This window comes from Streptomyces sp. NPDC041784 (assembly GCF_055591025.1).
Map to the genome: position 1 here is coordinate 328,466 of NZ_JBVJAB010000010.1, position 19,536 is coordinate 348,001.

General features: G+C 71.9%; 21 protein-coding genes. 15 read left to right on the forward strand and 6 right to left on the reverse strand.

Annotation, left to right across the window (positions count from 1 at the left end; translation table 11 throughout):
• Window positions 1–4: 4 nt before the first annotated feature.
• Complete coding sequence (locus ACZ6D7_RS23830) at window positions 5–295, reverse strand: zinc-ribbon domain-containing protein (protein ID WP_469494138.1); 291 nt, start codon at window positions 293–295, stop codon at window positions 5–7.
• Window positions 296–471: 176 nt separating this feature from the next.
• Here ACZ6D7_RS23830 and ACZ6D7_RS23835 point away from each other — a divergent pair, with 176 nt between their 5' ends.
• The 10 genes from ACZ6D7_RS23835 (at window position 472) to ACZ6D7_RS23880 (ending at window position 9,510) form a co-directional block, all read left to right on the forward strand.
• Window positions 472–2,127, forward strand: a complete 1,656-nt coding sequence (locus ACZ6D7_RS23835) for an FAD-dependent oxidoreductase (protein ID WP_469494048.1) — start codon at window positions 472–474, stop codon at window positions 2,125–2,127.
• 239 nt (window positions 2,128–2,366) lie between these two features.
• On the forward strand, window positions 2,367–3,170 hold the full coding sequence (locus ACZ6D7_RS23840; RefSeq protein WP_469494051.1) for a hypothetical protein: 804 nt from the start codon (window positions 2,367–2,369) through the stop codon (window positions 3,168–3,170).
• 125 nt (window positions 3,171–3,295) lie between these two features.
• A complete protein-coding gene (locus ACZ6D7_RS23845; RefSeq protein WP_469494053.1) occupies window positions 3,296–4,024 on the forward strand; it encodes a class F sortase in 729 nt (242 codons plus the stop codon).
• 123 nt (window positions 4,025–4,147) lie between these two features.
• On the forward strand, window positions 4,148–5,299 hold the full coding sequence (locus ACZ6D7_RS23850; protein WP_469494056.1) for a SchA/CurD-like domain-containing protein: 1,152 nt from the start codon (window positions 4,148–4,150) through the stop codon (window positions 5,297–5,299).
• Window positions 5,300–5,365: 66 nt separating this feature from the next.
• Window positions 5,366–5,818 carry a cupin domain-containing protein gene (locus tag ACZ6D7_RS23855; RefSeq protein ID WP_469494059.1) on the forward strand — a complete coding sequence of 151 codons (453 nt, stop codon included), beginning with the start codon at window positions 5,366–5,368 and terminating at the stop codon, window positions 5,816–5,818.
• On the forward strand, window positions 5,815–7,083 hold the full coding sequence (locus tag ACZ6D7_RS23860; RefSeq protein WP_469494061.1) for a beta-ketoacyl-[acyl-carrier-protein] synthase family protein: 1,269 nt from the start codon (window positions 5,815–5,817) through the stop codon (window positions 7,081–7,083). The genes ACZ6D7_RS23855 and ACZ6D7_RS23860 overlap by 4 nt, the downstream gene beginning before the upstream one ends.
• Window positions 7,080–8,324: a ketosynthase chain-length factor gene (locus ACZ6D7_RS23865; RefSeq protein ID WP_469494064.1), complete on the forward strand. Its 1,245-nt coding sequence runs from the start codon at window positions 7,080–7,082 to the stop codon at window positions 8,322–8,324. Before ACZ6D7_RS23860 ends, ACZ6D7_RS23865 begins: the two co-directional genes overlap by 4 nt.
• A 93-nt stretch (window positions 8,325–8,417) precedes the next feature.
• Window positions 8,418–8,675, forward strand: coding sequence for an acyl carrier protein (locus ACZ6D7_RS23870; protein WP_469494067.1), 258 nt, complete (start codon window positions 8,418–8,420; stop codon window positions 8,673–8,675).
• 1 nt (window position 8,676) lies between these two features.
• Entirely contained in the window at window positions 8,677–9,156 is a 480-nt protein-coding gene (locus ACZ6D7_RS23875) for an SRPBCC family protein (protein ID WP_469494069.1), read from the forward strand.
• Between the two features lie 21 nt (window positions 9,157–9,177).
• Complete coding sequence (locus ACZ6D7_RS23880; protein ID WP_469494071.1) at window positions 9,178–9,510, forward strand: TcmI family type II polyketide cyclase; 333 nt, start codon at window positions 9,178–9,180, stop codon at window positions 9,508–9,510.
• A 238-nt stretch (window positions 9,511–9,748) separates the two neighbouring features.
• On the opposite strand, the gene ACZ6D7_RS23885 is transcribed toward ACZ6D7_RS23880, so the two are convergent.
• From ACZ6D7_RS23885 to ACZ6D7_RS23900, 4 genes are all read right to left on the reverse strand, one after another.
• Window positions 9,749–10,777 carry a methyltransferase gene (locus ACZ6D7_RS23885; RefSeq protein ID WP_469494074.1) on the reverse strand — a complete coding sequence of 343 codons (1,029 nt, stop codon included), beginning with the start codon at window positions 10,775–10,777 and terminating at the stop codon, window positions 9,749–9,751.
• A 60-nt stretch (window positions 10,778–10,837) separates the two neighbouring features.
• Window positions 10,838–12,073: a right-handed parallel beta-helix repeat-containing protein gene (locus tag ACZ6D7_RS23890; RefSeq protein ID WP_469494077.1), complete on the reverse strand. Its 1,236-nt coding sequence runs from the start codon at window positions 12,071–12,073 to the stop codon at window positions 10,838–10,840.
• A 152-nt stretch (window positions 12,074–12,225) separates the two neighbouring features.
• Entirely contained in the window at window positions 12,226–12,810 is a 585-nt protein-coding gene (locus tag ACZ6D7_RS23895; protein WP_469494080.1) for an AMIN-like domain-containing (lipo)protein, read from the reverse strand.
• An 85-nt stretch (window positions 12,811–12,895) separates the two neighbouring features.
• The gene (locus tag ACZ6D7_RS23900) at window positions 12,896–14,464 is read right to left on the reverse strand and encodes a hypothetical protein (protein WP_469494082.1); all 1,569 of its coding nucleotides are present in this window, start codon (window positions 14,462–14,464) and stop codon (window positions 12,896–12,898) included.
• A gap of 387 nt (window positions 14,465–14,851) precedes the next feature.
• On the opposite strand from ACZ6D7_RS23900, the gene ACZ6D7_RS23905 reads away from it, so the two are divergent.
• The 4 genes from ACZ6D7_RS23905 (at window position 14,852) to ACZ6D7_RS23920 (ending at window position 18,485) form a co-directional block, all read left to right on the forward strand.
• Window positions 14,852–15,085, forward strand: coding sequence for a hypothetical protein (locus ACZ6D7_RS23905; RefSeq protein ID WP_469494083.1), 234 nt, complete (start codon window positions 14,852–14,854; stop codon window positions 15,083–15,085).
• Between the two features lie 79 nt (window positions 15,086–15,164).
• The gene (locus tag ACZ6D7_RS23910) at window positions 15,165–15,608 is read left to right on the forward strand and encodes a helix-turn-helix transcriptional regulator (RefSeq protein WP_469494086.1); all 444 of its coding nucleotides are present in this window, start codon (window positions 15,165–15,167) and stop codon (window positions 15,606–15,608) included.
• A gap of 10 nt (window positions 15,609–15,618) precedes the next feature.
• Window positions 15,619–16,026 carry a VOC family protein gene (locus tag ACZ6D7_RS23915; protein WP_469494089.1) on the forward strand — a complete coding sequence of 136 codons (408 nt, stop codon included), beginning with the start codon at window positions 15,619–15,621 and terminating at the stop codon, window positions 16,024–16,026.
• Window positions 16,027–16,097: 71 nt separating this feature from the next.
• Window positions 16,098–18,485, forward strand: a complete 2,388-nt coding sequence (locus ACZ6D7_RS23920) for an ATP-binding cassette domain-containing protein (RefSeq protein WP_469494092.1) — start codon at window positions 16,098–16,100, stop codon at window positions 18,483–18,485.
• Window positions 18,486–18,508: 23 nt separating this feature from the next.
• On the opposite strand, the gene ACZ6D7_RS23925 is transcribed toward ACZ6D7_RS23920, so the two are convergent.
• Window positions 18,509–18,928, reverse strand: coding sequence for a MarR family winged helix-turn-helix transcriptional regulator (locus tag ACZ6D7_RS23925; RefSeq protein ID WP_469494142.1), 420 nt, complete (start codon window positions 18,926–18,928; stop codon window positions 18,509–18,511).
• Between the two features lie 76 nt (window positions 18,929–19,004).
• On the opposite strand from ACZ6D7_RS23925, the gene ACZ6D7_RS23930 reads away from it, so the two are divergent.
• On the forward strand, window positions 19,005–19,536 hold a 532-nt coding region (locus tag ACZ6D7_RS23930), incomplete at its 3' end, for an alpha/beta hydrolase (RefSeq protein WP_469494094.1).

The window sequence follows — 19,536 nt, forward strand, 5'->3', positions numbered from 1 at the left end:
GACGTCAGTGCTGGTACGGCTGCTGCTGCGGCTGCCCGTAGGCCGGCGCGCCGGAGCCGCCCGCGCCCTGCGCCAGCAGCTGCTCCGCCTGCTCCTTCGTCACCTTCTGCTCCGTGCCGCAGAAGGTGCACTGGGTCGCGTACTTCGTCGAGAACGGGAACAGCGGCACGAAGAACAGGGTGAACTTCGTGACGCGCTTGCGGAGCGTGTGCGCGGCCGGGTTGCCGCAGCCGCCGCACACCAGCGTCAGTATCGCCAGCTGGTACAGGTATCCCTTGGTGCCGAAGATGATCACGCCGCGTTTCCTCCTGATCGGTGCCTGTCCGTACAGCACAGTCTCCTGCATGCCGGAGCGGGCTCCCGCATGCCCAGCCGGGTGAAAGGCTGAGCCGCCGTCAGCATCTCGGGGCAAGGATGAGGAATCTCGGCCGAAACCGGCCGAAATGGCGAAACATGCTGGAGGCGTGAGTGATGAACGAACGAGCCGATCAAGCCGGCGACCAGACCCTCAGGGTCCCGGTCCTCATCGTCGGCGGCTCCTTGGTCGGTCTGTCGACCTCGTTGTTCCTGAGCCGGCTCGGCGTGCGGCACGCCCTGGTGGAGCGCCACTCCGGCACCTCCATCCACCCGCGCGGCCGCGGAAACAACGTCCGCACCATGGAACTGTTCCGGGTGGCCGGCGTCGAGCGGGACATCCACGCCGCCGCCGCCACCCTCGCCGAGAACCACGGCATCCTCCAGACGCCCACCCTGGTCGGTGAGGCGGGCGAATGGCTCTTCCGCAACATCGATCCCGGCGGCGGGCTGGCCCGGTTCAGTCCCACCGCCTGGTGCCTGTGCAGCCAGAACGACCTGGAGCCGGTGCTGCTCGACCATGCCCGCAGGCTCGGCGGCGACCTGCGCTACTCCACCGAGATGATGTCGTTCGAGTCCGGTTCCACCGGCGTCACCGCGGTGGTCAAGAGCCGGGAGACGGGCGAGCACACCACCATCCGCGCCGACTACCTCGTCGCCGCCGACGGCCCCCGCAGCCCCGTCCGGGAACAGCTGGGCATCGGCCAGAGCGGCCCCGGTGACCTCTTCCACAACGTGAGCGTCACCTTCCGCTCCCGCCGCCTGGCCGACGTCGTGGGCGACCGCCGCTTCATCGTCTGCTACCTGACCAGCCCGGACGCCGACGGCGCCCTGCTGCCGGTGGACAACCGCGAGCAGTGGGTCTTCCACGCCCCCTGGCACCCCGAACACGGCGAGACGCTGGAGGAGTTCACCGACGAGCGGTGCGCCGAGCACATCCGGCGCGCGGTCGGCGTCGCCGACCTCGACGTGGAGATCACCGGCCGCGCCCCCTGGCACGCCGCCCAGCGCGTCGCCCGCGGCTACCGCTGCGGCCGGGTCCTGCTGGCCGGCGACTCGGCCCACGAGATGTCGCCCACCGGGGCCTTCGGCTCCAACACCGGCATCCAGGACGCGCACAACCTCGCCTGGAAGCTGGCCGCGGTCCTCGACGGCTGGGCGGGGGAGGAGCTGCTGGACACCTACGACGCCGAACGTCGTCCGGTGGCCGAGGCCACCAGCGCCCGCGCCGCCGCCCGGTCGGCCGAACACAGCCACCCCGGGTTCGCCCCGCCGCCCGGCGCGGGCGGCGGCCGGCAGAGCGGCATCCTCAACGTGGCGCTCGGCTACCGCTACCCACGGGGCGCCGTCGTCGGCACCGCCGCCGGGTCCCCGGTCGTCCCGGACCAGCTCGAGCTGAGCGGCGAACCCGGCAGCAGGGCACCCCACTTGTGGGTACGCCGCCAGGGCGAGCGGATCTCCACCCTCGACCTCTACGAGCGCACCCTCGTCCTGCTGAGCGACGCCGCCGGCCCGAGCGCCTGGCACCAGGCCGCCGCCCGCCTCGCCGACGAGCTGCTCGTCCCGCTGCGCTCCTACCGGGTGGGCGCCGGGCCCGGGGCCGACCTCGTGCCGGAGGACGGCACGGACTGGGCGCAGCGGCACGGTGTCACGCCCGGGGGCGCCGTTCTGGTCCGGCCCGACGGATTCGTCGCCTGGCGGGCGCCCGGCCCGGAGCAGGACGCCGTGGCGGCCCTGCGCCAGGTCCTCACGCAGGTGCTCCGCCTGGGCTGATCCGACCCACCGTCAGAACGCTGCTGCCCCCGGCCCCGACGGGCCGGGGGCGGCAGCGTTCGTGCAGCGCGCGGGGGCCGCGGGACCGGCCGGGATCAGCCGGACGCCCGGCCCGTTCACCCGTGTGATCCTCCCGAGTGGCGACACCGGGAGATCTGTCTGACGGTGGATCACGTCGGGGCCGGGTCAGATCAGCTGACAAAGCGTCAGTTGCCCGGCTGTGACGGAAGGACCATCAGATGCGTTCTGCTCGCGTGATCCTGGCCACCGCCGCGGCTGCGGCCGTCATCGGCATGGGGGCGCCCGGCGCCTTCGCGGCCGGGGGCGACTGGGAGAAGGAAGACTCCGGCTACAGCAAGAAGGAGGACTCCGGCTCGGACAAGAAGGAGGACTCCGGCTACAGCAAGGACGAGCACGGCAAGGACGACTACAGCAAGGACGACTACAGCAAGGACGAGCACGACAAGGGCGACTACAGCAAGCCCAAGGGCGGTGTGCACACCGGCGGCGGCGCGCTGACCGCCCTCAACTACGACAAGGACGACTACGGCAAGGACGAGCACGACAAGGACGACTACGGCAAGGACGACTACAGCAAGGACGAGCACGACAAGGACGACTACGGCAAGGACGACTACGGCAAGGACGAGCACGACAAGGACGACTACGGCAAGGACGAGCACGACAAGGGCGACTACAGCAAGCCCAAGGGTGGCGTGCACACCGGCGGCGGCGCGCTGATGACCGTCAACGAGGGTGACTGGGGCAGCTCCAAGGACCCGAAGCACGACCCGGAGACCTACAAGAAGGACGACTCCGGCTACGAGAAGAAGGACGACTCCAGCTGGAGCAAGGAGGACAAGGAGGACTCCGGGTACGGCAAGTCTGACTCCTGGGGTGAGAAGCCCAAGGGCGGCGTGCACACCGGCGGCGGCGGTCTCGCCGCACCGTCGGTGACCGTCGGCGGCGTGGCCGTCCTGGGCGTCGCGGCGGCCGGTCTCTACGCCGCCCGCCGCAGGAAGACCGCCGGAAGCGTGGCCTGACCATGCCCGGCGCGATAGCCGCGATAGCGAAGCCGTGGCCGCCACGCGTGCCCCCGTGTGGCGGCCCGGCCCGTTCCCCGCCCCCGTCCGCCCCCGCTGCCGTGCCCGAGTGAGGTGGTCTTCCGATGGCAGCCCCTTCTCCCTCCCCCACCGACGACCGGCCCGACACCGACGACCGGCGGTCGTCCCGCACCGGCGTGCTGATGCTGTGCGCCGCGGCCGCCCTGGTCCTGGCAGTGACCCTGACCGGCGGTGGCGAGGACCCGGTGTCCGACAGCTCCCGCCCCCCACTCGCACCCCAGGCCACCGCGTCCGCCTCCCGGACCGCCGAGCGGCCCCCGAACGCCGCCCCGTCGGCACCGCCCGCCGGACAGCCCGCCGCGAAGCCGGCCGGGAAACGGCTGCCGCGCTCCCGCCCGGTGCGCCTGCTCATCCCGAAGATCTCGGTCGACGCCCCCTTCACCGACCTCGCCATCGGCCCCACGGGCCAGCTCGAGCCGCCCCCCGCCGACGACACCAACCTCGTCGGCTGGCACGCCGCGGGCGCCTCCCCGGGAGAGGCCGGCACCGCGATCATCGCCGGGCACGTCGACACCAAGAAGTCCGCCGCCGTCTTCGTGTACCTCCGCGAGCTGGAGAAGGGCGACCGCTTCTCCGTCCGACGGGCCGACGGCCGCAAGGCGGTCTTCCGCGTCGACGACGTCGAGACCTTCGCCAAGAAAGACTTCCCCGACCGCCGGGTGTACGGCGACACGCCGCAGGCCCAGGTACGGCTCATCACCTGTGCGGGCACGTACGACCGCGCCGCCAAGGACTACACCGAGAACCTCGTCGTCTTCGCCCACCTGGTCTGAGGGTCACCCGCGCAGTGCACACGAGTCGCGCGGTCGCGAGGACGGGCACACGATCGAGGAACGCTGACGTCGCATCACGCGGCCGACGTCCACTTCCGCCCCCGCGAAGGAGTTGTGCGCAGGATGACCACCACGTCCGAACGTCTCTCAGGAACGACGGCGCGCCAGGCGTCGCAACGCGTCTCCCAGTCCGTCTTCGACGGCTCCCGGCTCCGGGTCGTCCTGCTGGTGGACGTCTACGACGGCGCCCAGCAGCAGTTCCTGGAGGCGTACGAGCAACTGTGCAACCAGGTCGCGTCCGTTCCCGGGCACGTCAGCGACCAGCTCTGCCAGTCCATCGAGAACCCCTCCCAATGGCTCATCACCAGTGAGTGGGAGAGCGCCCCGCCGTTCCTCGCCTGGGTCAACAGCGAGGAGCACGTCCAGATGGTGAAGCCGCTGCACAGCTGCGTGCGCGACACCCGGTCGCTGCGCTTCCACGTCGTCCGGGAGACCGGCGGCCCGGCGGAGAACGCGGGGAAGGGCAAGCGCCGGCTCCAGGCGGCCCCCCGGATGGGCGACGGCCTGATCCGTCACGCGCTCACCTTCACCGTCAAGCCGGGCAGCGAGAAGAAGGTCGCGAAGATCCTCGCCGACTACGCCTCGCCCCAGCCGAAGGTCGACGACGCCACCCGGCTCGTGCGCACCTCCCTGTTCATGCACGGCAACCGGGTCGTGCGGGCCATCGAGGTCCGGGGCGACCTGCTCGCCGCGCTGCGCCACGTCGCCCGCCAGCCCGAGGTGCGCGCGGTCGAGGAGGCCATCAACCCCTACCTGGAGCAGGACCGGGACCTCGACGACCCCGAGTCCGCCCGGGTCTTCTTCACCCGTGCGGCGCTGCCCGCCGTCCACCATGTGACGGCCGAGCAGGAGGACCCGGCCGCGGAGCGGCACGCGCTGTACTACCCGGCCCGGCCCGGCCAGGGGATGCGGCTGGCGGAACTGCTGGCCCAGCAGGACGTGGCGGCCGCGGACGACGCGCGCAGCCCGGTCCTGCGCAGCACGGTCTTCCAGCGCGACGACGTCGTGGTCCGGCTGATCGAGGTGCGCGGCGGAGTCGACCCCGCCGACCCCGCGCTCTCTCTCGGCGCCTCCGACCCGGCGCGGGCGGCCGAGATCGCCGAACTCCTCGACGGCTCCGCCGGCGCGTCCGCGCCGCGGCGGAGCGGCTCCGCGGGCCGGCCCGGACCCGCCCGGATGGACCTCGTCACCGACCGCCGCTCGCCCGACGCCTGATGCGTCCTCACCCGGGCCGTGGCGGCCACGCCCCCAGTCGATGCAGCACCTGATCGGAGGAACGTCGTGATCACACCCCGTCCCAGAATCGTGGATCTCAGCGAGGTCGAGCCCAACACCCGGCGCGGCGGCGACCTGCGCGCCATGCTCACCCCGGCCACGGTCGGCTCGACCAGCGGTTTCATGGGCGTGGCCCTGATCCAGCCAGGCGACCGCATCGCGGAGCACTACCACCCGTACTCCGAGGAGTTCGTGTACGTCGTGTGCGGGCAGCTGGAGGTGGACCTGGACGGCGAACCCCACCCGCTCCAGCCCGAGCAGGGGCTCATGATCCCCGTCAACATGCGCCACCGCTTCCGCAACGTCGGCAAGGTCGAGGCCCGGATGGTCTTCCACCTCGGCCCGCTGGCCCCGAGCCCGCCGCTCGGCCATGTCGACACCGAGGAGACCGTCGCCGCGGCCGAGCCGGTCGGCGCGGGCGAGGGCCTGGGGGTCTCCCGACGTCAGGCCCGGTCATGACCAGGCGGGTGGCGGTCACCGGCATAGGCATCGTCGCCCCCGGCGGCATAGGCGTGCCGGCGTTCTGGGACCTCCTGGCCGCCGGACGCACGGCGACGCGCGGCATCACCTTCTTCGACCCGGCCGGCCTCAGGTCCCGGATCGCCGCCGAGTGCGACTTCGACCCGGCGGCCCACGGGCTGGACGCCGAGCAGGCCGCGCGCTGCGACCGGTACATCCAGTTCGCCCTGGTCGCCGGTGAGGAGGCGGTCCGGGACGCCGGTCTCGACCTCGCCCGGGAGAACCCCTGGCGGGTCGGGGTCTCCCTGGGCACCGCGGTGGGCGGCACCACCCGTCTGGAGCACGACTACGTCCTGGTCAGCCACGGCGGGCAGCGCTGGGACGTCGACGACCAGCGGGCCGAGCCGCAGCTGCACCGCGCCTTCGCGCCCAGCACGCTCGCCTCGACCGTCGCCGAGCGGTTCGGGGCGGGCGGGCCGGTGCAGACCGTCTCCACCGGCTGCACCTCCGGACTGGACGCCGTCGGCTACGCCTTCCACACCGTCGAGGAGGGCCGGGCCGACATATGCATAGCCGGCGCCTCGGACTCCCCGATCTCCCCGATCACCATGGCCTGCTTCGACGCCATCAAGGCCACGTCCCCGAACAACGACGACCCCGCCCACGCCTCGCGTCCCTTCGACGCCGACCGCGACGGGTTCGTGATGGGCGAGGGCGGCGCGGTGCTCGTCCTGGAGGAGCTGGAGCACGCCCGGGCCCGAGGCGCGCACGTGTACTGCGAGCTGGGCGGCTACGCCACCTTCGGCAACGCCTACCACATGACCGGTCTGACCAGCGAGGGCCTGGAGATGGCCCGGGCCATCGAGGACGCCCTCGACCACGCCCGGCTGGACCCGACGGCGATCGACTACGTCAACGCGCACGGGTCGGGCACCAAGCAGAACGACCGCCACGAGACCGCCGCGGTCAAGCGGACCCTGGGCCGGCACGCCTACGCCACGCCCATGAGCTCCATCAAGTCCATGGTGGGCCACTCCCTCGGCGCGATCGGCGCGATCGAACTCGTCGCCTGTGTGCTGGCCCTGGCCCACCAGGTCGTACCGCCCACCGCGAACTACGAGACCCCGGACCCCGAGTGCGACCTGGACTACGTGCCGCGGGTCGCCCGTGAGCGCAGGCTGAACAGCGTGCTCTCGGTGGGCAGCGGGTTCGGCGGCTTCCAGTCCGCGGTGGTCCTGAACCGGCCGAGGGAGAAAACACGATGAGCGCACCACGTGCACGGCGTGCGGCCGTCACCGGCATCGGGGTCGTCGCGCCCAACGGCGCGAGCACCGAGACCTTCTGGAAGTCCACCAAGGAGGGCGTCAGCGTCCTCGACCGGGTCACCCGCGAGGGCTGTGAGCACCTCCCGCTGCGGGTGGCGGGCGAGGTCCGCGACTTCGACCCGGCCGACGCGATCGAGGAGCGCTTCCTCGTCCAGACCGACCGGTTCACCCACTTCGCGATGGCCGCGGCCGACTTCGCGATGGAGGACGCCCGCTTCGGCCGGCCCGAGGTCGACGCCGCGCCGTTCTCGGTGGGCGTGGTCACCGCGGCCGGCTCCGGCGGCGGCGAGTTCGGCCAGCGGGAGCTGCAGCGGCTGTGGGGCAAGGGCAGCCGGTTCGTCGGCCCCTACCAGTCCATCGCCTGGTTCTACGCCGCCAGCACCGGCCAGATCTCCATCCGGCGCGGCCTCAAGGGCCCCTGCGGGGTGGTGGCGGCCGACGAGGCCGGCGGTCTGGACGCCCTCGCCCACGCGGCCCGTGCGGTGCGCCGGGGCACCGATGTGATCGTGGCCGGCTCGACCGAGGCGCCGCTGGCTCCCTACTCGATGGTCTGCCAGCTCGGGTACGAGGAGCTGAGCACCGTCGAGGACCCGACCCGCGCCTACCGTCCCTTCACCAGCGCGGCCTGCGGGTTCGTGCCGGCCGAGGGCGGCGCCATGTTCGTCGTCGAGGGCGAGGACACGGCACGGGAGCGGGGCGCGGCGGTCCGGGCGATCCTGGCCGGGCACGCGGCGACCTTCACCGGCGCCTCCCGGTGGGAGAGGTCGAGGGAAGGACTCGCCCAGGCCATCCGCGGCGCCCTGGACGAGGCGGGCTGCGCCCCGGAGGAGATCGACGTGGTCTTCGCGGACGCCCTCGGCGTGCCCGAGGCGGACCGGGCCGAGGCGCTGGCGATCGCCGACGCCCTCGGCGCCCACGGCCGGCGGGTGCCCGTGACAGCGCCCAAGACCGGCATCGGACGAGGCTACGGCGCGGCGCCCGTGCTGGACGTCGCGGCGGCGGTGCTCGCGATGGAGCAGAGCCTCGTCCCGCCCACCCCCAATGTCTTCGACATCTGCCACGACCTCGACCTCGTGACCGGCCGGGCCCGTCCCGCCGAGGCGCGCACCGCGCTGGTCCTGAGCCGGGGCCTGATGGGGTCGAACGCGGCTCTGGTACTGCGGCACAGCGCCGCCGACTGAGCCGCACCGGCCGTGCCGCCCCCCGCGGCGCACGTGCCGCTGAAAGGGCGCCGCCTCGTGGCGGGACGCCCGGAAGCAAAGGAGAGGAACCGCATGAGCGAGCGCATCACCCTGGAAGAGCTGGCCGAACTCATGAAGAAGTGCGCCGGCGCCACCGTCCCCCCGGCGGAACTCCAGCAGCAGTCCGACACCGGTTTCGACGCCCTGGGTGTCGACTCGCTCGGTCTGCTCGGCATCGTCGGCGAACTGGAGAACCGGTACGGCACGCCGATGCCGCCCGACGCGGAGCGCAGCAAGTCGCCCCGTCAGTTCCTCGACCTCGTCAACACTGCCCTCATGACAGGAGCGTGACATGGCCGGACACACCCAGAACGAGATCACCATCGCCGCACCGCTGGACCTGGTCTGGGAGATGACCAACGACGTGGCGAACTGGCCGCGGCTGTTCAGCGAGTACGCCTCCGCCGACATCCTCTCGGTCGAGGGGAACAAGACGACGTTCCGGCTCACGATGCACCCGGACGAGAACGGCACCGTGTGGAGCTGGGTCTCGGAGCGGGAGACCGACCGGGACGCCCTCACCGTCAAGGCCCGCCGGGTCGAGACGGGCCCCTTCGCCCACATGAACATCCGCTGGCGCTACGAGAAGGTGCGCGAGGGTACGCGGATGGAGTGGACGCAGGACTTCGAGATGAAGCCCGAGGCGCCGGTCGACGACGACTGGATGACCGACAACATCAACCGGAACTCCAAGGTCCAGATGGCCCTGATCCGGGACCGCATCGAGAAGGCCGCCGCCGAGCAGGGTGCCGCGCCGGGCCTGACCGACTGAGCCGGACGGAGAACACGCCCCATGCACCAGGCCCTGATCGTCGCCCGGATGGCCCCCGGAGCCGCTCCGGACATCGCCAAGATCTTCGAGGAGTCCGACCGGGGGGAGCTGCCGCACCTCGTCGGCGTCGCCCGGCGCAGCCTCTTCCAGTTCGGTGACGTGTACCTGCACCTCATCGAGTCCGAGAAGGACCCGGGACCCGCCATCGCCAAGGTGGCCGGGCACCCCGAGTTCCGGGACATCAGCGAACGGCTGACCGCCCACGTCAGCGCGTACGACCCCGCCACCTGGCGGTCCCCGAAGGACGCGATGGCGCAGCGTTTCTATCTCTGGGAGCGCGACCCGGCCGGCTGATCCCGCCGACTGCCGACTGCCGACCGCCGACCGCGGACCGCCGACGGCCGACGGCCGACGGCCGACCGCGGACCGCGGACCGCGGACCGCCGACGGCCGACCGCCGACGGCCGACCGCCGGCCGCGCACCGCCGACGGCCGACGGCCGAAACGCCGAAACGCCGAAACGCCGAACACCACCGGTGGCCGGGCCCGCGCCGATGCGGGCCCGGCCACCGTTGTCGCGGTGTTCGGACGGTCAGGCGGGCACGTGACAGTCGAAGGCGTGCAGATACGGGTTGACCGGGCGGATGTCGTCGATGACCAGGCCCGCCTCGGTCAGCCGGGACACCATGCTCTCGGTGGTGTGCTTCGCGCCGCCCACGTTGAGCAGCAGCATCAGGTCCATGGCGGTGCTGAACCGCATGGAGGGCGTGTCGTCGACGAGGTTCTCGATGACCACGACCCGGGTCCCGGGGCCGCCCGCCCCGATGACGTTGCGCAGGGTCCGGGCGGTGGAGTCGTCGTCCCACTCCAGGATGTTCTTGATGATGTACACATCGGACCGGACCGGGACGTCCGCGCGGCAGTCGCCGGGCACGACCCGGACCCGGTCGGCCAGCGCTCCGCCCTCGCGCAGCCGGGGGTCGGCGTTCTCCACCACGCGCGGCAGGTCGAGCAGGGTCCCGCGCATCGCCGGGTACTTCTCCAGGAGGCTCGCCACCACGTGCCCCTGGCCACCCCCGATGTCGGCGACCGACGCGCACCCCGACAGGTCGAGGAACTCCGCGACATCCCGCGCGGACTGCACGCTGGACGTCGTCATGGCCCGGTTGAAGACGTCCGCCGACTCCGGGGCGTCCTCGTTGAGGTAGACGAAGAACTCCTTGCCGTACAGGTCCTCTACGACGTTGCGGCCGGAGCGCACCGCCTCGTCCAGCTTCGGCCAGGCGTCCCAGGTCCAGGGCTCGGTGCACCACAGGGAGATGGCGCGCAGGCTGTGGGGGTCGTCCTCGCGCAGCAGCCGGGAGACGTCGGTGTGCGCGAACGTGCCGTCCGGCCGCTCGGTGAAGACGCCGTAGCAGGACAGGGCCCGCAGCAGCCGGCGCAGCGGGCGGGGTTCGGTCTTCACCGCGGCCGCGAGGTCGTCCACGGTCATGGGGCTCTCGCCGAGGGCGTCGGCGACCCCGAGCCGGGCGGCCGCGCGGAGGGCGGCGGCACACGCCGCCCCGAACGCGAGTTCCCGCAGGCGCATGGACGGGGGCGGGGCAGTCTGTGCGGTGGTCATGTGCCGCCTTCCTTGGTTCTTCTTCCGCTGTTTGCTGGGACGGGGGTCAGACCCGGACGGTCAGCACAGTCCCGTGGGCCGGGACGCCCGGCAGTCGTTGCGTTCGAACGTGTTGCCCTGGCCGGTGTCCGCGTTGACCAGGTCCGCCGGGACGTTGTCCCGCAGCACGTTGTCGCTGATCCGGTTGCGCTCGCTGGCGGCGCCCACGATGCTCTTGAACAGGACGATGCCGCCGGAGAGCGGGGAGGCGCCGGCGTTGCCGGTGATCACGTTCCGGGTCACCAGGCTGTCCTCGGCGCCGGTGAGGACGATCCCGGAGCCCTGGAGGGCGTCCAGCCGGGCGGTCTTGGGGCAGGACTTGTTGTTGCTCACGATGCGGTTGTCGCGCACGGTGACCAGGCCGGCCTTCGGCTTGTTCTCGTCGCCGACGACGAAGACGCCCGCGCAGTTGCCGGTGAGGTGGTTGCGCGCGAGGGTGAGGTTGCGCAACCGGCGGACGGTGACGCCGATCCGGTTGCCCTCCAGCCGGTTGCGGGCGACGACCGTGCCGCCGGTGTCCGTGGCGCCCTGCTCCGCCGTGACGGTGTTGGCCAGGAACAGGCCGGCGTCACCGTTGTCCCGGGCGGTGTTGTCCCGGTAGACGCCGCGCGTCGAGGCCTCCGTGGCGATGCCCCACACGCCGTTCTTCTCCGCGGTCACACGGCGCACGGTGAGGCGGTCCGTGGCGACGGCGTAGACGCCGTGCTTGGTGAAGCCGGACACGGTCAGGGAGGCGATGGTCACGTCCTTGACCTTGCGGTCCTTCGTGCCCGTGACACAGATGCCGTGGCCGGCCGCGGCGCAGCTGTGCGTGGTCTTCTTCGCGGGCTTCTTCGCGGGCTTCTTGGCGGGCTTCTTGGCGGGCTTCTTCCCGGGCTTCTTCGTGGTCTCCTTCGCGGGCTTCTTCGCGGTCTCGCTCGCCGGCTTCTTGGCAGGTTCCTTCGCCGGCTTCTTCGCGGGTTCCTTCGTGGTCTCCTTCGCGGGCTCCTTCGTGGTCGCGGGGGCCGGCTCCAGGACCGTGCGGCGGCCCACGCCGCGCAGGGTCACCCCGGAGGTGGTCACGTTGACGCTCTCGCGGAAGGTGCCCGCGGTGAGGAGAACGGTGTCGCCCGCCACGGCGGCGTCCACCGCCTTCTGGACCGACTCTCCGGGATGGACCACATGGACGGTGCGCTGGGGGACCGGCGGCGCGGCGCCGAGCGTCGTTCCGACGATCGCCGCGGTGCATACCAGGTATGCGATATGGCATTTCTTCATATGTCGCACGGTATGACCGGAAGGGGCGTGGACAGGCCGGATGGTCCATCCGACGGCGTGTCACGTACCCGCCCCGGTCCCGGGCGCGGCGGTGCCCCGCCCGCCGTGGTCGGCGGCGGACGGGGCACCGGGTCGTCCTGCGGTGACAGAGGTCAGCGGGTGGCCGTCCAGCTGTGGGCGACGTCCACCACGAGACGGCCGTCCAGCGGCAGCACCCGGAACGGCAGCCGGGCGCGCACGCCGAGCCCGAACTGCGTCTGGCCCTCGAAGCTGCCGGCGTACTTGGTGTCCCGGAAGGTGTTGTACCCGGTGAGGTTCACCCCCGGCAGCGGCCGTGCGAACCGGCCGGGGTAGGTGGAGGCGCCGGTCTCGGGGTCGTACGCGGGAGCGTTCACCCGCACCTCGAGGATGGCGCCGCCGCTCACCGGGATCGGGATGCCGGACGGGTCCGCGACGAACTCGTCCACGTACTGGACGAAGTAGCCGATGTCCCCGGCCGCCGCGCCCGGGACGTCGACGACGAACCGGTCGTAGCAGTCGTGGCGGCCGGTCCTGGCGTTGGTCACCGACTGGGCGGTGCCGGTGTAGTCGGTCTTGGGAAGGCTGCCCCAGCCGGTCGGACAGGCGGCGGCCGCGCGCGGCGCGGCGACCGGAGCGGCCGCGGCGGGCACCGCGGCCGCGCCCAGCGTGAGGGTCATGAGAGCTGCGGCGACCCAGACGGTTCTGTTTCGCACCATTTTGTCCCCCCTGGAGTGGTGTGTCGGGTATGAGGTGAGACGGTCGGGTCGCCGAAAAGGTTGCACACCCGGGGGGACGGGCCCGTCAGAGTCCGCCCAGGCCGGTGGTCGTCGTGTAGGCGCACTCCGTGTAGATGTAGCCGGACTGGAGCTTCGCGGTGTCCGAGGCGGGTGAGGCGGAGCTGTTGCCCTGCGGCTTGTGCAGGAAGTACGTCGTGCCGGGCGGCAGGCTGATGGTCCGCTGCGGGTAGTTCTTCCCGCTGTCGCTGCACGGCTCGAACCCCCGCACGGCGGAGCTGAGAATGGGGTAGGCCTTGCAGCTGCCGCAGCCCTTGAGGCTGAAGCTGCCGGTGACCGGGCCGGTGTACATGACCGTGACCGGGTCGGGGCTGTCGTTCTGGACGACGACCTCGATGCTGCCGCCGGACCGCATCGTCGGCACCTTCTTGCCCGCCGCCGGCACGGTCTGGGCGATCTCCGCCGCGATCGCGATCTTCTTCGCCAGGGCCGCGTTCTTTGCGTTCTTGTGGTCGGCGGCGTACTTCGCCAGGGTCGTCTGCGCCTCCTCGAAGTCACCGTCCTTGTACTGATCCACCCCGCAGTTGTACGTGCCCGCGTCCGCGCTGCCCGTGGCCCGGTCGGCGTCCTTGCCGAGCGCGTCGGCGACGTCCGCCCCCTCGGCGGGCAGGCCGTCGATCTGGGAGCCGAGGGTGTTCAGCCGCTCGACCGCCGCGCACGGTTCGCTGCCGCGCAGCTGCTTCTGCGCCCGGGTGACGGCGGCGGCCACGGCCGGCTCGACCTTCGCGGCCTGCTCCGAGTCGGGGAAGGTGGTCAGCAGCTCGCCGAACTGCGAGGTCCAGGTGGACTGCCCGGTCGTCAGCGCGTCCGACGCGCACGCGTACAGCGAGGTGGCCAGCCGGTCGTCGGGCCAGGACTCCAGGTCCCCGAGGTCCGTCCCGCGCAGGGTGTCGGGCACCGTGCGCAGATACGTCAGCGGCGCTATCGCCCCGCAGTAGTCGTCCTGCGCGTAGGGGGCGCCCACCGACTCGTAGTAGGCCCTGAGCCGGTTGGGCACCTGCGCGGCCGCCCGGGATCCGGAGTGGTCGTTGCTCAGCCCCTCGTAGATCCGCAGCGCCTTGCGGTACTCGGACTCGCCGCTGCTGAACGACCCCTTGCCCGCCGACGCCACCAGGTCGTCGGCCTCCTCCAGCCGGTCCAGCAGCATGCGCTCCACGGCCTCGTCCCGCGCGTCGTCGTACAGCACGATGCCGCCGGCCGGTACGGCGATCAGGACCAGCCCCAGCCCGAGGGCGAGGGGTGCCTGCGGAAGCCAGGCGAGCCGGGTGCGCAGGCCGACGAGGGTGCCGTGGGCCGCCGCCGCGGCGAGGAACACCCCGTACAGCACGAGCGCGAACCCCGGGACGCCGTCGGGGTCGGCCGGCAGCGCCACGAGCAGCAGGACGGCGGTGGCCACCCAGCACAGTGCCGCCAGGATCCACTTGCGGGTCAGGGCGTATCCCAGGCCCAGACCGCTGAGGTTGAGCACCCCGACCGCCACGGCCCGCACCCCGTCCGCGGGCGCCGGTGGCGGCGCGGGCGGCATCGGCGGCATCACGAAACCGTGGTCGTACGAGCCGAATCTGTCCCCGGACATGGCCGGCCTCCCCCGCTCAACTGCCCCCGCACACCTGTGATTTGTCAGTGTACGGGCGAAAGCGGGGCGCCGGACAGGGGTGGAGCGCACCACGGCGTGCGCTCTTCGGACACCGCGCCCTCCGTGCGCACCCTGCGCCGGAAAATTCCAGAGAAAGGAGGAAGCACCCCTCCGTGCGCCGGTGGCTTCTGAATCATCCAGGGCCATGAGTGACACGGAGGCCACGGCTGCCGCGGCTGCCGCGGCACGGACCGGATCCTGTGGACGCGGCGCCCACCGCAGGCGCCGGCCGACCGGGGGTCAACACCCGCCCGGACGCGGGTTGTTGCTGGGCGGCCGCTACCGGCTCGTCGAGCGGCTCGGCCACGGCGGGATGGGCACGGCGGGATGGGCACGGTGTGGCAGGCGCACGACGGGATGATGGGACGGGACGTCGCCGTCAAGGAACCCCGGCTGCCCGACCAGGTGCCCGACGAGGAGCGGGAGGTGGTGTTCGCCCGGCTGGGGCGCGAGGCGAGAGCCGCCGCGCGGCTCGACCACCCCTCGGTGGTGCGCGTGCACGACATGGTGTGGGTGGACGGACGGCCGTGGATCGTCATGGAGCTGATCCGGACGCGGTGAGCGCCGGACGCGGTGAGCGCAGGCGGCCCGGATCCGGCGCCGCTGGGCAAGCCCGGCGCGACATGGCACGATCGCACACGTGACCAGCACCTCCGCCCGCAGCGGGCGCCTCGGCGACCTAGCCCGGCTGCGCCGCGTGCGCGACCGCATCGACCGGGAGTACGCGCGGCCGCTGGACGTCGAGGCCCTGGCGCGTGGCGTGCACATGTCGGCCGGGCATCTCAGCCGCCAGTTCCGGCTCGCCTACGGCGAGTCCCCCTACGGCTACCTGATGACCCGGCGCATCGAGCGCGCGATGGCGCTGCTGCGGCGCGGCGACCTCAGCGTCACCGAGGTCTGCTTCGCCGTCGGCTGCTCCTCGCTGGGCACCTTCAGCACCCGCTTCACCGAGCTGGTCGGGGTGCCGCCCAGCGTCTACCGGCGCGAGGCGGCCCGTGCGACGGCCGGGATGCCGTCCTGCGTGGCGAAGCAGGTGACCCGACCTGTCAGGAATCGAGAAGCGCCGGCCCCGGACGGCCCCTAGCCTCACTCCCATGGACATCACGATTCACGCGAGCTTCCTTCCGCAGGACGACCCGGAGGCCGCCCTGGCCTTCTACCGCGACCTCCTCGGCTTCGAGGTCCGAGGAGACGTCGGATACGGCGGGATGCGCTGGATCACGGTCGGCCCCGTCGGCCAGCCCGCCACCTCGATCGTCCTGACCCCGCCGGCCGCCGACCCCGGCGTCACCGAGGACGAGCGCCGCGTCATCGCCGAGATGATGGCCAAGGGCACCTACGGCGCCTTGCTGCTGGCCACCCCCGACCTCGACGACACCTTCGCCCGGCTGGAGTCCGTCGCCGAGGTCGTCCAGGAGCCGACCGAGCAGCCGTACGGCGTCCGGGACTGCGCCTTCCGTGATCCCGCGGGCAACCTGATCCGTATCCAGGAGCGGCGCTGAGCCGTGAACACGACGGACGCGAACACGACGGACGCGATCAAGACGGACGCGAACACCATGGAGAAGACACGATGAGCACGGCCAGGAGGACGGGCGCACGGACGCCCGCGCCGCACGTCGCCGACAGCCACGACCTGATCCGCGTGCACGGCGCGCGCGTGAACAACCTCAAGGACGTCAGCGTCGAGCTGCCGAAACGCCGGCTGACGGTGTTCACCGGAGTCTCCGGCTCGGGCAAGAGCTCGCTGGTGTTCGGCACCATCGCCGCGGAGTCGCAGCGGCTGATCAACGAGACGTACAGCGCGTTCGTGCAGGGCTTCATGCCCACGATGGCCCGCCCCGAGGTCGACGTGCTCGAAGGGCTGACCACCGCGATCACCGTCGACCAGCAGCGGATGGGCGGCGACCCCCGCTCCACCGTCGGCACCGCCACCGACGCCAACGCCTTGCTGCGGATCCTCTACAGCCGACTCGGCACGCCGCACATCGGCCCGCCCAGCGCCTACGCCTTCAACGTGGCCTCGGTCCGGGCGAGCGGGGCGATCACCGTGGAGCGCGGCGACCGGAAGGCGGTGAAGGCCACCTTCAACCGCACCGGCGGCATGTGCACGCGCTGCGAGGGCCGCGGCTCGGTCACCGATCTCGACCTCACCCAGCTCTACGACGACTCCAAGTCGCTCAACGAGGGAGCGCTCACCATCCCCGGCTACAAGGCCGGCGGCTGGGGCTACCGCCTCTACAGCGAGTCGGGCTTCTACGACCCGGACAAGCCGATCCGCAAGTACACCAAGAGGGAGCTGCACGACTTTCTGCACCGCGAGCCGACCAGGATGAAGATCGCGGGCATCAACATGACCTACGAGGGTCTGGTCCCGCGCATCCAGAAGTCCATGCTCGCCAAGGACAAGGAGTCGATGCAGCCGCACATCCGGGAGTTCGTGGACCGGGCGGTCACCTTCACCACCTGCCCCGAGTGCGACGGCACCCGGCTCAGCGAGGCCGCCCGGTCCTCGACGATCGAGGGGGTCAGCATCGCCGACGCCTGCGCGATGCAGATCACCGACCTGGCCGCCTGGATCCGCCGCCTCGACGAGCCCTCGGTGCTGCCGCTGCTCACCACGCTGGGGCAGACCCTCGACTCGTTCGTGGAGATCGGCCTGGGCTATCTCTCCCTCGACCGTCCGGCGGGCACCCTGTCGGGCGGCGAGGCGCAGCGCACCAAGATGATCCGCCACCTCGGCTCCTCGCTCACCGACACCACCTACGTCTTCGACGAGCCCACCGCCGGGCTGCACCCGCACGACATCCAGCGGATGAACGACCTGCTGCTGCGGCTGCGGGACAAGGGCAACACGGTGCTCGTCGTGGAGCACAAGCCCGAGGTGATCGCGATCGCCGACCACATCGTCGACCTCGGCCCCGGCGCCGGCACGGCCGGCGGCACCGTCTGCTTCGAGGGCACCGTCGAGCAGCTGCGGGCCGGGGACACCGTCACCGGCCGCCACTTCGACGACCGCGCCGCCGTCAAGGACACGGTCCGCGAGCCCACCGGCGCGCTGGAGATCCGCGGCGCGACGGCGAACAACCTCCAGGACGTCGACGTGGACATCCCGCTCGGGGTGCTCACGGTCATCACGGGTGTCGCCGGCTCCGGCAAGAGTTCGCTGGTGCACGGGTCGATCCCGGCCGACGCCGGGGTGGTGTCGGTCGACCAGAGCCCGATCCGGGGCTCGCGGCGCAGCAACCCGGCCACGTACACCGGGCTGCTCGACCCGATCCGCAAGGCGTTCGCCAAGGCCAACGACGTCAAGCCGGCGCTCTTCAGCGCCAACTCCGAGGGCGCCTGCCCCACCTGCAACGGCGCGGGCGTGATCTACACCGACCTGGCGATGATGGCCGGCGTCGCCACCCCCTGCGAGGACTGCGAGGGCAAGCGGTTCGACGCGTCGGTGCTGGAGTACCGCCTGGGCGGCCGGGACATCAGCGAGGTGCTGGCGATGTCGGTGACCGAGGCCGAGGAGTTCTTCGGCTCCGGCGAGGCGCACACGCCGGCCGCGCACCGCGTCCTGGAGCGGCTCGCCGACGTCGGGCTCGGCTACCTCACCATCGGCCAGCCGCTCACCACGCTCTCCGGTGGCGAGCGGCAGCGGCTGAAGCTGGCCACGCACATGGGGGACAAGGGCGGCGTCTACGTCCTCGACGAGCCGACCACCGGTCTGCACCTCGCCGACGTCGAGCAGTTGCTCGGCCTGCTCGACCGGCTCGTCGACTCCGGGAAGTCGGTCATCGTGGTCGAGCACCACCAGGCGGTCATGGCGCACGCCGACTGGATCATCGACCTCGGCCCCGGCGCCGGCCACGACGGCGGCAAGGTCGTCTTCGAGGGCACCCCGGCCGACCTGGTCGCCGGCCGGTCCACCGTCACCGGCGAGCACCTCGCGGCGTACGTCGGCGCCTGACCGGCGCGGGGCGCGCGGGCCGGTCAGCCCTCGCCGACGTTCGTCGTGAGCAGGCGCAGCAGCTGCTTGGCCAGGGCGTCCTGTTCCGGCGTCAGGCCCATGGCGTCGCCGATCGCGAAGGGGACGGTGCCCGCGTGCTCCCGCAGCCGGGCGCCGTCCTCGGTGAGGCGCAGGGCGACGGAACGCTCGTCGTCCGCGCGCCGCTCACGGCGCAGCAGGCCGTTCGCCTCCAGGCGCTTGAGCAGCGGGGAGAGGGTGCTGGACTCCAGCTGGAGCGCGGCACCCAGCTCCCGTACCGAGATCGAGTCCTGCTCCCAGAGCACCAGCATCACGAGGTACTGCGGGTAGGTCAGGCCCAGCTCGTCCAGCAGCGGCCGGTAGCGGGCCGTCACGGCCCGGGAGGCGGCGTACAGGGCGAAGCAGAGCTGGTCGTCCAGGAGCAGTGAGCCGGCGGCCTGTCCGGCGACCGGTCCGGCGGCGGACCGCTCCTGCGTACGGCTTCCGGTTCCCGTGCCGGTCATGGGGATCACCGCCCTCGTGTTCGCGTCCTCCCGATTCTATCGACTGCACATGAATCGCGTACTAATGAATCGTGCGCTAATAAATCTCACCCTAATAAGTTGTGCACGACTTAATCTCGCGCTACTGTTCCTGGTGTGCCGCCGCTCCCCACCGCGAACACCGCCGGAACCTGGCCCGCGGCACCCGAACCGAGGAGTCGTCATGACCGACACCACCGCCGCCCGCCCCGTCCTCGAGCCCGCCGCCCAGGCCTTCGCCGAGGCGACCGCGAACCCGCCCTACCTTTTCGATCTGCCTCCGGTGGAGGGCCGTAAGGCGGTCGACGAGGTGCAGTCCGGTGAGATCGGGAAGCCCGTGGTGGACGAGGAGTGGATCACCGTGTCGGGTGGTCCGACGGGTAGTGTCCGGGCCCGGATCGTGCGGCCGGCGGGTGCCGAGGGCACGCTGCCGGTGGTCCTCTATGTCCATGGTGCGGGCTGGGTGTTCGGCAATGCCCACACGCATGACCGGCTGGTGCGTGAGCTGGCGG

Coding starts and splice junctions, on each gene's coding strand:
- ACZ6D7_RS23840 (WP_469494051.1), top strand. CDS start 2,367: ATGCGTTCTGCTCGCGTGATCCTGGCCACCGCCGCGGCTGCGGCCGTC.
- ACZ6D7_RS23885 (WP_469494074.1), bottom strand. CDS start 10,777: ATGACCACCGCACAGACTGCCCCGCCCCCGTCCATGCGCCTGCGGGAA.
- ACZ6D7_RS23895 (WP_469494080.1), bottom strand. CDS start 12,810: ATGGTGCGAAACAGAACCGTCTGGGTCGCCGCAGCTCTCATGACCCTC.
- ACZ6D7_RS23860 (WP_469494061.1), top strand. CDS start 5,815: ATGACCAGGCGGGTGGCGGTCACCGGCATAGGCATCGTCGCCCCCGGC.
- ACZ6D7_RS23850 (WP_469494056.1), top strand. CDS start 4,148: ATGACCACCACGTCCGAACGTCTCTCAGGAACGACGGCGCGCCAGGCG.
- ACZ6D7_RS23845 (WP_469494053.1), top strand. CDS start 3,296: ATGGCAGCCCCTTCTCCCTCCCCCACCGACGACCGGCCCGACACCGAC.
- ACZ6D7_RS23880 (WP_469494071.1), top strand. CDS start 9,178: ATGCACCAGGCCCTGATCGTCGCCCGGATGGCCCCCGGAGCCGCTCCG.
- ACZ6D7_RS23920 (WP_469494092.1), top strand. CDS start 16,098: ATGAGCACGGCCAGGAGGACGGGCGCACGGACGCCCGCGCCGCACGTC.
- ACZ6D7_RS23905 (WP_469494083.1), top strand. CDS start 14,852: ATGGGCACGGTGTGGCAGGCGCACGACGGGATGATGGGACGGGACGTC.
- ACZ6D7_RS23890 (WP_469494077.1), bottom strand. CDS start 12,073: ATGAAGAAATGCCATATCGCATACCTGGTATGCACCGCGGCGATCGTC.
- ACZ6D7_RS23870 (WP_469494067.1), top strand. CDS start 8,418: ATGAGCGAGCGCATCACCCTGGAAGAGCTGGCCGAACTCATGAAGAAG.
- ACZ6D7_RS23865 (WP_469494064.1), top strand. CDS start 7,080: ATGAGCGCACCACGTGCACGGCGTGCGGCCGTCACCGGCATCGGGGTC.
- ACZ6D7_RS23835 (WP_469494048.1), top strand. CDS start 472: ATGAACGAACGAGCCGATCAAGCCGGCGACCAGACCCTCAGGGTCCCG.
- ACZ6D7_RS23915 (WP_469494089.1), top strand. CDS start 15,619: ATGGACATCACGATTCACGCGAGCTTCCTTCCGCAGGACGACCCGGAG.
- ACZ6D7_RS23900 (WP_469494082.1), bottom strand. CDS start 14,464: ATGTCCGGGGACAGATTCGGCTCGTACGACCACGGTTTCGTGATGCCG.
- ACZ6D7_RS23875 (WP_469494069.1), top strand. CDS start 8,677: ATGGCCGGACACACCCAGAACGAGATCACCATCGCCGCACCGCTGGAC.